This is a genomic window from Shewanella sp. A22, from assembly GCF_053850585.1.
Window position 1 is genome coordinate 1 of the sequence record NZ_JBSQBN010000028.1, and the last position, 12,267, is coordinate 12,267.

The window sequence follows — 12,267 nt, forward strand, 5'->3', positions numbered from 1 at the left end:
CAGATACTGGAGGTAGAGTAACGCAGGAGCTTGTTACCGAGAATCACTATTCGCTTCAATCATCTGCCTTGCCTACAGCACTTTGAACTCCCGCTGAAAGATCACATATTTAATAGGATTGGTATTACCTAGATTTGTTTCATTACTCTGTGGACCAAACCGTTTTGTAATCAACAAGCAAGTGATCTATCACTCATTTCTTCATGAATCTCTAAATTAGTAGCAATTTGAGAACTAAAAATATGACCTAGCTCAAGCAATTTGAACTCGCGATCTTCGATAATCAACCCAAGATAGATTTTCCTAAGATATTAAAGCGTTAAACGAGGTGAGTGTTATGCGTATCCAACAACTGAGCGAATTACTTGATTATGTCGCAAAATGCCATCTCGATATGGAGAAACTGTACAAGCGGTTAGAGCGTAATGCAGACTCTACGCGAGTAAAAATGATGTTGACCTATTTTCAGCAGCATCAGAGACATATTTATGACACGCTAGAAAGTTACATTGACGGTGCACCATCAAGAATTTTAAATACTTGGTATAAAGACATCACCTTTGAAGACTTTAGTAAACGCTGTGCAGAAATATCATTACCAGCAAATATGCATGAAGACGAGGTGCTTGAGTTACATCTTGATCTAGAAAATCGTCTTATTGCATTACTTGAAAAAACGGCCATTAGCAGTCCAACAGATGAAATTAAAAGTGCATTAATGGATTTAGTACGCGTCACACAAACCCAGCAGAAACGTTTAGTTCACAGCACTATTCGTATGGATGATATTTAAACGCCACATTGAAATTTTGACATAACTTCCTGAAGTGTGAATTTTTGCCAGCTATCCCCAGTAGCTGGTTTTTTTTATTAACAAAAAATAACCACCGTAACTGTGGGAGTTCCCCTGTAACTTCTGGTATATTTAGAATTCTTGTAACTCTTTTTTATGGAAGCAAACTCCACACATGACATCACTGCTTAAAATCCTTGAAAATGAACAGGCTACTATGGCTCTTGGGCAGCAAATTGCACAGTGGATTGTACCGCCATTAACCATTTACCTTACTGGGGATTTGGGAGCAGGTAAAACAACGTTTAGTCGAGGGATTATTCAGAGTTTAGGTCATCAAGGGGCAGTAAAAAGCCCCACTTACACCTTGGTAGAACCTTATGAATTTACCAATATGGACGTATTCCATTTTGATTTATATCGCTTGAGTGATCCTGAAGAGTTAGAGTTTATGGGCATTCGCGACTATTTCACTGAACGGAGTGTGTGCTTAATTGAATGGCCCAATAATGGTCATGGCTTGTTACCAGGTGCTGACATCCATTTGCATTTACGTTATAAAGAATCTCAAAGAGAAATTGAATTACAAGCCTTATCCCCTGCTGGGCAGGCAATTTTAAAGAAAATTATATAAAATAATAATGACTGTTAAAAATACGTTTCTTACCTCTGTAATTGCCATGCTGTTGCTTTTGTTGCCTAACGTTGTTTGGGCTGTAAACCAACTTGATAGCGTGCGAATTTGGGCTGCCCCAGAATCGACTCGTGTGGTATTTGATTTAACTCAAGCGCCTAAATATGACAGCTTTAGTCTAACGGGGCCACATCGCTTAGTCGTCGATATTCAAGATACTGGTACCAAGATTAATTTACATAAAATAGCCAACAACAGTAAAATTATTAAAAAAATACGTTTTAGCTCTCCGCCTAAAAAAGGTGTATTACGTTTAGTGATGGATTTGACTAGGCCTGTTAAATCGAGTTTATTCACTTTGCCTCCGACCGCACCATACGGTAATCGCCTCGTTGTTGACTTAGAAGGTGCTAGTGGCGGTACATCAGCAGTACAACAATCTGTCAGTCGTTCCGCAAAGGAGTCTTCTCGAGACATCGTGATTGCCATTGATGCAGGACATGGCGGAGAAGACCCTGGTTCAATTGGACCGTCTGGTATGCATGAAAAGCGTGTTGTGCTTGAAATCGCTAAGCGCTTGGCCCGAAAAATCAATGCCATTTCAGGTATGCGTGCTGTCATGACTCGTAGTGGCGATTATTTCGTTAATTTGAATAAACGCTCTGAACTTGCTCGTAACAGTAAGGCTGATTTATTAATATCTATTCACGCAGATGCTTTTACCTCTCCTCAACCTCGTGGAGCATCGGTGTGGGTGTTATCCATGCGCCGTGCTAACAGTGAAATTGGTCGCTGGCTCGAGCAAAAAGAAAAGCACTCCGAGTTGCTCGGTGGGGCTGGCGAAATCATTCAAAATACCGACAGCGAACAATATCTTGCGATGACGTTACTTGATATGTCAATGAACAGTTCGATGGCGATTAGTCATTCAATTGCTGGGGACATTTTACGTGATTTAAACTCAATTACCCACTTACACAAAAGAAAACCTGAATCAGCAAGTTTTGCCGTACTTAAATCACCAGATATCCCGTCTATTTTAGTTGAAACCGGTTTTATCTCAAACCCAGCTGAAGAGCGGTTACTCTCTAATGGTAACCATCAAGAAAAACTTGCCAACGCGATTTATAAAGGTGTTTTACGTTATTTTGAAAGTAATCCGCCTGCAGACACTTTAATGGCTAGGGCATCAAAAATTAAACACAGTGTTAAGCGTGGTGAGTCATTGTCTATTATCGCACAGCGATACAGTGTGACGGTGAGTAGTATTAAACGAGCCAACAACTTAAAATCTGATGTTGTGCGTATTGGTCAAACTCTCGTGATACCAAGGGCTTAATATGGCTATTGAATTATTGCCACCACAACTTGCTAACCAAATTGCAGCAGGCGAAGTGGTAGAACGGCCTGCATCAGTGGTTAAAGAGCTCGTAGAGAACAGTTTAGATGCCGGTGCTACACGAGTCGATATAGATATTGATAAAGGCGGCAGCAAACTGATTCGTATCCGCGATAACGGTGCGGGTATTCCTAAAGATGAGTTGGCATTGGCTTTATCACGTCATGCGACCTCAAAAGTGCATACGCTCGATGATTTAGAAGCCATTTTAAGCTTTGGTTTTCGGGGGGAGGCCTTGGCCAGCATCAGCTCCGTGTCACGGTTAACGTTAACCTCCAAAACGGCTGAGCAATCTGAAGCTTGGCAAGCCTATGCAGAGGGATCGCAAATGGATGTTAAGGTTACTCCTGCTGCACACCCTCAAGGCTCAACCATTGACGTTGTGGATTTGTTTTTTAATACTCCAGCAAGACGTCGTTTTTTAAAAAGCGATAAAACCGAATTTACCCATATTGATGAATGGTTAAAACGAATAGCCATCGTTCGTAGCGATATTCACTTTACCTTAACGCATAATGGTAAATTGGTGCGCCAATATCGCCCAGCTAATACTCAAATCCAAAGCCAACAACGCTTAGCACAGATTTGTGGTCGTGCTTTTGCTGAACAAGCTCTGAATATTGCGTGTGAACATGATGATTTATTATTAACGGGTTATCTGCAGTCGCCAAATGACTCAGTGATCACCGATACGAACTTCTTTTATGTTAATGGACGTTTGGTTAGAGATCGGCTGGTTAATCATGCAGTAAAACAAGCCTTTGTGGAGCATGGGATAGCACATCAACCAGGTTATGTATTAATGTTGGCACTTGATCCTCACCAAGTGGATGTGAATGTACATCCGGCTAAGCATGAAGTACGGTTTCATCAATCGCGTTATATACATGATTTTATTTTACAGGCGATCCAGTCGGCAATAGGGCAGATGCCTGTGTTGTCGTTATCTGATGAAGCAGGGCGTCAAGATGATGTTGAGCCAAAACACATAAGGCCAACCCCAATACTCGATGCTAATATTGTCGACCCTGCAGATGAATCATTTACATTGAATCATGATTCTAACAAGGCTATTAATAGCGTGAGTCAATTTGGTTCGATGCATATACCTGGGAAAAATAACAGCTTATCTGGTGGTTATTCAGCTGCAATTAAGTCGAGTTATGATAAAAAGCCGTCGATTCCATCTTCTTCTGCTCAAACCCAAACGGCCATTGCCAATTACGGGCAATTATTGCATACCCCGATGAACAGCGCGGTATCATATGTTAATGAAGTTGCCCTTCAAGTTGCCATGCCGCCGTTATTAGCGGGTGAAAATTGGGTTATTTGTAAAGATGATAAATTGTCATTGCTGCCGATAAAAAGCGTGTTATTGGCGGTGAGAAAGAAAGAAATTGAAACTAAATTAGTTAATGGGCTAGTGTCACAACCGTTGTTAATGCCTGTGTCTATAGAGGCCGATTTGGATTGGAAAGACGTGTTAGTGACACGTGATCATTTACTGCGTCAAATGGGGATTGAATTAACAATTCGCTTCCAGCAGTTGATTATTAAAAAAGTGCCCCCATATTTGAGGGAAAGCCAACTTGCTATTGTTATCCCAGAGTTATTGCAGTGGATACAATTAGAAGCGCCTACTGATAATGCTATTGTAGGTTGGCTTGCACAGCAAAGTTTATCGCACTTTGAGCCAGCAGAAACATTATGGCTGCAATTTTGTTCACTTGACGATGACGCGAAACAAGCTTGTTATGATCAAGAACTTATATTGCCTTGGCAAAATTGGATGAAAGATAATTAATGTGAATAGTGTCGATAAGCCGAAAGTGATTTTTTTAATGGGTCCTACCGCCTCAGGAAAAACGGCATTAGCCATTGAAATGGCGATGCAGCATAATTGTGAGATTATCTCGGTAGACTCGGCCTTGATCTACCGTGGTATGGACATCGGGTCAGCAAAACCCAGTGCGCAAGAGCTGCAAATGGCGCCGCATAAATTGATTGATATTCTTGACCCAAGTGAGAGTTATTCGGCTGCAGAGTTTCGTCGTGATGCACTTGCCGCTATAGAAGATATTATTGCTCGCGGTAAAACCCCCATATTGGTGGGTGGCACCATGATGTATTTTAAGGCATTGTTAGAAGGTCTATCACCATTACCAAGTGCGGATGAAGGCATTAGACAACAAATATTAGCGCAATCGGAAGCTGACGGTTGGGAAGCGCTGCATCAAGAGTTGTGTCATATCGACCCTGTTGCAGGAGAGCGAATTCATCCTAACGATCCACAACGATTGTCGCGTGCATTAGAGGTTTATCGGATCAGCGGTAAGACAATGACTGAATTGACACAAACTAAGTCAGCCGCTTTGCCGTATGATGTGGTGCAATTTGCTATTGCACCACACGATCGAAAAGTACTACATGAGTTAATCGCTAAACGTTTTAATATCATGTTAGAGCAAGGTTTTATCGAAGAAGTATCGCGTTTGAAAGCGCGTGGAGACTTACATTTAGACATGCCATCAATGCGTTGTGTAGGTTACAGGCAGTGCTGGCAATATCTTAATAATGAGTTTGATCATGCGACTATGGTCGAAAAAGCTACCGCAGCCACTAGGCAATTGGCCAAACGTCAATTAACATGGTTGAGGAGTTGGCCTGATTTACAGTGGCTTGAAAGTGGTGTAGAAGGGAATTTAGTTACGCTTATGCGACAAAGCCGCTAGCTTATTAGCTGTTGCTGTATAATACTAAAACTAAACAATAAAACTTAATTCAACATATTTTAAAATAAAAAAAGGAAATTGAAATGGCTAAGGGGCAATCTTTACAAGACCCATTTTTGAACGCATTGCGTCGAGAGCGTGTGCCAGTCTCTATCTATTTAGTGAATGGTATTAAACTACAAGGCCAAGTTGAGTCGTTCGATCAATTTGTTATCTTGCTTAAAAATACGGTAAGCCAAATGGTTTACAAGCACGCTATTTCTACTGTAGTACCAGCACGCCCATTTAACGTTTCTAGTCACCAGGGTGCAGCCCATGGTGAAGAAAGCGATGCTGAATAATTGAAAAGGAATATACTTTTTGTTTGATCGTTATGAAGCGGGTGAAACAGCAGTATTGGTTCATATCGATTTTTCTGACGAAGAACGTCGTGAAGATCTACTTGAATTACAGCTGTTAGTTGAATCTGCCGGCGCTCGCTCTGTAGGGGTGATAACTGGCAGTCGACGCTCACCGGATCGTAAATTTTTTATCGGTACTGGCAAGGCAGAAGAGCTTGCTGCTATGGTTGCCGCTACTGAAGCAAACGTGGTGATTTTTAATCATGCGTTGAGTCCTGCTCAAGAACGTAATCTTGAAGTGGTATGTCAATGTCGTGTATTAGATCGGACGACGTTAATTCTTGATATTTTTGCTCAACGAGCGAGAACACATGAAGGTAAGTTACAAGTGGAGCTAGCGCAATTGCGCCACATGTCGACTCGCCTTATTCGTGGTTGGACTCATTTAGAACGCCAAAAAGGTGGTATCGGGATGCGAGGGCCGGGTGAAACTCAGCTCGAAACAGACCGACGTTTATTACGAGGCCGAATTAAGAATATTAATCGTCGACTAAGCAAGGTAGATAAGCAACGCGAACAAAGCCGCCGAGCTCGTAAACGCAGTGATTTAGCTACAGTATCACTTGTGGGTTATACCAATGCGGGTAAATCGACATTGTTTAATGCACTCACTTCTTCAGACGTGTATGCCGCCGATCAATTATTTGCGACTTTAGATCCGACATTGCGTAAATTAGCGTTACCAGATGGAGCGGTGATTTTAGCCGATACAGTGGGGTTTATTCGTCATTTGCCTCATGACTTAGTCGCGGCATTTAAAGCCACATTACAAGAAACTCGACAAGCAGAAATACTTTTACATGTCGTTGATTGTGCTGATGACAATATGACTGAAAATTTTGATCAAGTACAAAGTGTACTGAAAGAAATTGATGCAGATGAAATTACGCAATTGGTTGTGTGTAATAAGATTGATTTACTTGAAGATTTCGCGCCCCGTATTGATTACGGTGAAGATGGTAAACCTGAAAGGGTTTGGGTCTCTGCGCAAAAACGCATTGGATTTGATTTGCTGCTGAAAGCGATAACCGAATTAATCGGTGAAGCAATCTGTGAGCTTACATTGAAAATACCTGCATCAGCAGGACATTATCTTGGCCAGTTTTATCGACTGGATGCAATACAGCAGAAAGAGTTTGACGATCTGGGGAACTGTATTTTATCTGTTCGTTTATCGGTCGCCAATTGGCGTCGATTAGCTAAACAGAGTCAGGGGGAATTAGAGGCATTTGTTTTTGAACCTTCAGAAATAGACGTCACTTGTTAATCTCATTTATTTCATCCAATTATGGAGTGCTAAATGGCTTGGAATGAGCCCGGTAACAAGGGTAATAAAGACCCTTGGGGAAATAAAGGTGGTAACGATAAAGGGCCACCAGATCTCGACGAAGTATTTCGTAACCTATCAAAACGTTTTGGTGGCAAGGGGGGCAGTAGCGCCTCAGGTCAGCCATTTAATTCATCTTTATTGATTATAATAGCCGTTATTGCTGTCATTATTTGGGCATTATCTGGTCTATACACTGTCAAAGAAGCGGAGCGTGGTGTGTTACTCCGTTTTGGTCAGCATATCGGTGAAGTGAGTTCTGGTTTACATTGGAAAGCCACTTTTATTGATGAAGTTACAACTGTTGATGTGGAAACATTTCGTTCGGTTCCTGCGTCAGGCAGCATGCTAACATCTGACGAAAACGTCGTGAAAGTTGAACTTGTTGTCCAATATAGTGTTGCAGACGCGTATTCTTACTTGTTTAGTGCAGTTGATGCCAATTCAAGTTTACGTGAGGCGACTGATAGTGCGTTGCGCTATGTCATTGGTCACAATCGTATGGATGACATTTTAACGACAGGGCGTGATGCCATTCGTCGTGATACATGGAAAGAGTTAGAACGTATTATTGAGCCATATAAGTTAGGCTTAGAAATCCGTGACGTTAACTTTTTACCTGCGCGTCCACCTGAAGAAGTGAAAGATGCATTTGATGATGCGATTTCTGCTCAGGAAGATGAACAACGCTTTATTCGTGAAGCTGAGGCCTATGCCCGCGAAATCGAACCTAAAGCACGTGGTCAAGTTGAACGTATGGCACAACAAGCAAGTGCTTACAAACAACGTGAGGTGCTTGAAGCAAAAGGTAAAATTGCTCGATTTGAGAAATTATTACCTGAGTACAAAGCTGCTCCTAATGTGACGCGTAATCGTTTGTATATCGATGCGATGCAATCTGTCTTAACTGATACTAACAAAGTGCTTATTGACTCTAAAAGTAACGGTAACCTCATGTACTTGCCTTTGGATAAGTTGATGGATTCTTCAAAGAGTCTACGCAATCAAGTAGAGCCTGAGGTGGAGCGTCACATCAATTCTGTATCAAGTAATGGCGTTAACACACCGATTACCAGTATGCCGTCTGATGGTCGTCTCAGTCGCGAAGAACGTATTCGCCAAGGGAGGAACTAATTATGGGTAGATTTGCTCTGATCATTCTAGTGGTCATCTTAGGGGTTGGTTTTTCATCTTTGATGGTAGTCAACGAGGGTGAGCGTGCAATTGTAGCTCGCTTTGGTAAAGTCCTTAAAGTTGGTGAAGAAACCAAAGTATTTGCTCCTGGTTTGCACTTTAAATTACCTGTAGTGGATAAAGTGCGATATTTGGATGCACGTATTCAAACCTTAGACGGTGCAGCGGATCGCTTTGTGACTTCTGAAAAGAAAGACTTAATGGTTGATTCGTACGTTAAGTGGCGTATTCGCGATTTTGAAAAGTATTATCTTTCTACTAACGGCGGTATTAAAGCCAACGCAGAAAGCTTATTACAAGCCAAAATCAACAACGATTTACGTACTGAATTTGGTCGTCGCACTATCAAGGAAATTGTTTCTGGTAAACGTGATGAGTTACAAACCGATGCATTAGAGAATGCTTCTGAAAGTGCTGAGAATCTTGGTATTGAAGTTGTTGACGTGCGGGTAAAACAAATTAATTTACCTGCAAACGTAAGCAGTAGTATTTATCAACGTATGCGTGCTGAACGTCAAGCTGTGGCGAAGGAGCATCGTGCGCAAGGTAAAGAACAAGCTGAAATTATTCGTGCAACGATTGATGCAAACGTTACAGTTAAAATTGCTGAAGCTGAGCGTAAAGCCCTTACTGTTCGCGGTGAAGGTGATGCATTAGCGGCAAAGATTTATGCTGATACTTACAGTAAAGATCCTGAGTTTTATAGCTTTTTACGTAGTCTCGAAGCATACAAAGAAAGCTTTGCGGGTAAAAATGACATTATGGTGTTAGAACCTGAAGGTGATTTCTTCAAGTATATGAAATCATCTGACGGCAAATAATATCAACGAAGTGTTGCGATTAAAAAGCTCGGTTTTTACCGGGCTTTTTTGTGTCTGTTACTCAATGTGATCAGTATGAATTCAGTTTTTCTAAAAAAGGTCACATTTATCAAAAATGAATCTTTCAGCCCCATTTTGCTATTTTTGATCGATAATTAATTGTTTTGAATACCTTTAACTCGATTTTTATTGCTAATTAAGCGGCAGCTAATTGTTAAAATATGACTGATTTATATGCAATTTTGAAAAAAATGTTAATATCCTCAATATAGATGCGTGTTTTCACTATGATCTGGTTCTAATTTTTCGCTATAATGAGCACCGCCTCAAACTATGGTTTTAGCGTTTTACCATTTTTGGTCGCTAAAGTATTGAAATATAAAAATTCCAACACCCTCTGGGAGATAAGTGGATGAGCAATGCGCCAGTCGATACCGGACGTCGCAGATTCCTGACAGCCGCAACCGCCGTAGTAGGTGGTGCTGGTGCCGTCGCTGTAGCGGTTCCTTTCATCAAGTCATGGAATCCGAGCGCCAAGGCGAAAGCTGCAGGTGCGCCGGTCGAAGTAAATATTAGTAAAGTAGAACCAGGTCAGTTAATTCGTGTTGAATGGCGCGGAAAACCGGTTTGGATAGTCCGTCGTACAGAAGCGGTGCTAGATAATCTTAAAACATTAGACAGCCAATTACGCGATCCTGCTTCAGAAGAAATGCAGCAACCAGAGTATGCAACTAACCCTGCACGCTCTATTAAGCCTGAATTCTTTATTGCAGTCGGCATCTGTACACACTTAGGTTGTTCACCAACTTATCTGCCTGATTCATTCGGTGAGCAGGTTGAAGGTGTGACATCTGGTTTCTTCTGTCCTTGTCATGGTTCTAAATTTGACATGGCTGGTCGTGTATTCCAGGGTGTTCCAGCACCATTAAATCTAGTGATCCCACCGCACAAATATGTCGATGATGCTAACGTTATCATTGGCGTAGATACAGGAGCGGCGTAATGGTTAAGAATATTATTGATTGGATTGATGCACGCATCCCAATGACGGCAACTTATAACCGACATGTTGGTCAGTATGCCACACCAAAAAACTTTAACTTTTGGTACTTTTTTGGTTCATTAGCATTGCTAGTATTAGTTAACCAGTTACTGACAGGTATTTGGTTAACCATGAATTACGTACCTACAGCAGAAGGTGCGTTTGCTTCTGTTGAATACATCATGCGTGATGTAGAGTACGGCTGGTTACTCCGCTATATGCACTCTACTGGTGCCTCGGCGTTTTTCTTTGTTATCTATATGCATATGTTCCGTGGCTTAATTTACGGTTCTTATCAGAAACCAAGAGAGCTATTATGGCTGTTTGGTATGTTGATATTCCTTGTGCTTATGGCTGAAGCATTTATGGGTTACTTACTACCTTGGGGACAAATGTCTTACTGGGGGGCGCAGGTAATTATCTCTTTATTTGGTGCCATACCTGTTATTGGCGATGACTTAACCTTGTGGATCCGTGGTGATTACGTTATTTCAGGTGCAACGTTAAACCGTTTCTTCGCATTACATGTTATTGCACTACCGCTTGTATTGGTTGTATTGGTGTTCTTGCACCTTATTGCATTACATGAAGTGGGTTCAAATAACCCTGATGGCGTTGAGATTAAAAAGAACAAAGATGAGAACGGATGGCCTATTGATGGTATTCCATTCCACCCTTATTACACTGTTAAAGACATTATGGGTGTAGCAGGTTTCTTAATCGTGTTCTGTTATGTGTTGTTCTTCATGCCTGAAGGCGGTGGGTACTTCTTAGAGAAGCCAAACTTTGAAGCGGCTAATCCAATGAAAACACCTGAACACATTGCGCCAGTTTGGTACTTCACTCCATTTTATGCCATTTTACGTGCTATTCCTGATAAGTTAGTGGGTGTTATAGGTATGGGTCTGTCGATTGCAGCGTTATTTATCCTGCCTTGGCTTGACCGTTGTAAAGTAAAGTCTGTTCGTTACCGCAGCATGATCCACAAAATCAACATTGCACAATTCACTGTGTCATTCATTATTTTAGGTTATTTAGGTGTCGTTCCAGCAACGCCTGAGCTGACTATTTTGGCACGTATATGTACTTTTACTTACTTTGCTTTCTTTGTAGCCTTATGGGTTTACAGTAAAAATGAGAAAACAAAAGAAGTACCAACGAGGGTGACACACTAATGAAAAAGTTATTAATTGCATTAGTTACATTGCTGCCATCTCTCGCAATGGCAGCAGGCGGACATAATGTTCACTTAGAAAGTGCTAACGTTGATTTGCATGACAAAGCGTCGTTAGAGCGTGGTGTTGATTTATTTCAACACTATTGTTCTGGTTGTCATAGCACGCAGTACCAACGTTATGAGCGCGTTGCAACTGATTTAGGCATATCCTTGGATGATATGCGTAATAAGTACATGTTCACCGATGCCAAAATCGGTGATTTAATGGAAAATGCTATTCCTACCCCAGATGCGGCAAAATGGTTTGGTGCAGCGCCACCAGATCTCACTTTGGTTGCTCGTGTACGTGGTGCCGATTGGGTATTTTCTTATCTAAAAGGTTTCTACGCAGATGAGACTCGCCCATTTGGTGTCAATAATACCGTGTTCCCATTAGTGGGTATGCCACATGTTTTACAAGATTTACAAGGTCTTGCAGTAAAACAAGATGATGGTACTTATGTCACCACTGGTGGAAAAATGAATGCAGAAGAATATGACCAAGCCATCCGTGATATCACGGGGTTCTTAGTTTATTCGGCTGAACCAGTTCAATTAGAGCGTGAAGCTTTAGGGTGGTGGGTACTTGGATTCTTGTTTATTTTCTTCATCATTGCGTATTTGTTGAAGAAAGAGTACTGGAAAGATGTACACTAGCTATCAATAACGGTTATTATACATTATCCGCATATTGTAAACGGGGGGCTT

At 41.4% G+C, this 12,267-nt stretch carries 12 protein-coding genes; all 12 read left to right on the forward strand.

Annotation, left to right across the window (positions count from 1 at the left end; translation table 11 throughout):
• Positions 1-337 precede the first annotated feature (337 nt).
• The 12 genes from ACWXWT_RS07240 to ACWXWT_RS07295 all read left to right on the forward strand — a co-directional run bounded on the left by ACWXWT_RS07240 (position 338) and on the right by ACWXWT_RS07295 (position 12,216).
• Positions 338-793 carry a hypothetical protein gene (locus tag ACWXWT_RS07240; RefSeq protein ID WP_456040949.1) on the forward strand — a complete coding sequence of 152 codons (456 nt, stop codon included), beginning with the start codon at positions 338-340 and terminating at the stop codon, positions 791-793.
• 175 nt (positions 794-968) lie between these two features.
• On the forward strand, positions 969-1,427 hold the full coding sequence (gene tsaE / locus ACWXWT_RS07245; RefSeq protein WP_456040950.1) for a tRNA (adenosine(37)-N6)-threonylcarbamoyltransferase complex ATPase subunit type 1 TsaE: 459 nt from the start codon (positions 969-971) through the stop codon (positions 1,425-1,427).
• A 7-nt stretch (positions 1,428-1,434) separates the two neighbouring features.
• Positions 1,435-2,766: an N-acetylmuramoyl-L-alanine amidase gene (locus ACWXWT_RS07250; protein ID WP_456040951.1), complete on the forward strand. Its 1,332-nt coding sequence runs from the start codon at positions 1,435-1,437 to the stop codon at positions 2,764-2,766.
• A 1-nt stretch (position 2,767) separates the two neighbouring features.
• The gene (gene mutL / locus ACWXWT_RS07255; protein ID WP_456040952.1) at positions 2,768-4,630 is read left to right on the forward strand and encodes a DNA mismatch repair endonuclease MutL; all 1,863 of its coding nucleotides are present in this window, start codon (positions 2,768-2,770) and stop codon (positions 4,628-4,630) included.
• Between the two features lies 1 nt (position 4,631).
• Positions 4,632-5,558, forward strand: coding sequence for a tRNA (adenosine(37)-N6)-dimethylallyltransferase MiaA (gene miaA, locus ACWXWT_RS07260; protein ID WP_456040953.1), 927 nt, complete (start codon positions 4,632-4,634; stop codon positions 5,556-5,558).
• Between the two features lie 83 nt (positions 5,559-5,641).
• Complete coding sequence (hfq, locus tag ACWXWT_RS07265) at positions 5,642-5,899, forward strand: RNA chaperone Hfq (protein WP_456040954.1); 258 nt, start codon at positions 5,642-5,644, stop codon at positions 5,897-5,899.
• 19 nt (positions 5,900-5,918) lie between these two features.
• The gene (gene hflX / locus ACWXWT_RS07270; protein ID WP_456040955.1) at positions 5,919-7,226 is read left to right on the forward strand and encodes a ribosome rescue GTPase HflX; all 1,308 of its coding nucleotides are present in this window, start codon (positions 5,919-5,921) and stop codon (positions 7,224-7,226) included.
• 33 nt (positions 7,227-7,259) lie between these two features.
• Positions 7,260-8,420, forward strand: coding sequence for an FtsH protease activity modulator HflK (gene hflK / locus ACWXWT_RS07275; protein WP_456040956.1), 1,161 nt, complete (start codon positions 7,260-7,262; stop codon positions 8,418-8,420).
• Positions 8,421-8,422: 2 nt separating this feature from the next.
• On the forward strand, positions 8,423-9,301 hold the full coding sequence (gene hflC / locus ACWXWT_RS07280) for a protease modulator HflC (RefSeq protein WP_456040957.1): 879 nt from the start codon (positions 8,423-8,425) through the stop codon (positions 9,299-9,301).
• 412 nt (positions 9,302-9,713) lie between these two features.
• Positions 9,714-10,304, forward strand: a complete 591-nt coding sequence (gene petA / locus ACWXWT_RS07285) for a ubiquinol-cytochrome c reductase iron-sulfur subunit (protein WP_456040958.1) — start codon at positions 9,714-9,716, stop codon at positions 10,302-10,304.
• Positions 10,304-11,518, forward strand: a complete 1,215-nt coding sequence (locus ACWXWT_RS07290; RefSeq protein WP_456040959.1) for a cytochrome b — start codon at positions 10,304-10,306, stop codon at positions 11,516-11,518. The genes petA and ACWXWT_RS07290 overlap by 1 nt, the downstream gene beginning before the upstream one ends.
• On the forward strand, positions 11,518-12,216 hold the full coding sequence (locus ACWXWT_RS07295; RefSeq protein ID WP_456040960.1) for a cytochrome c1: 699 nt from the start codon (positions 11,518-11,520) through the stop codon (positions 12,214-12,216). The genes ACWXWT_RS07290 and ACWXWT_RS07295 overlap by 1 nt, the downstream gene beginning before the upstream one ends.
• The last annotated feature ends 51 nt before the right edge of the window (positions 12,217-12,267 follow it).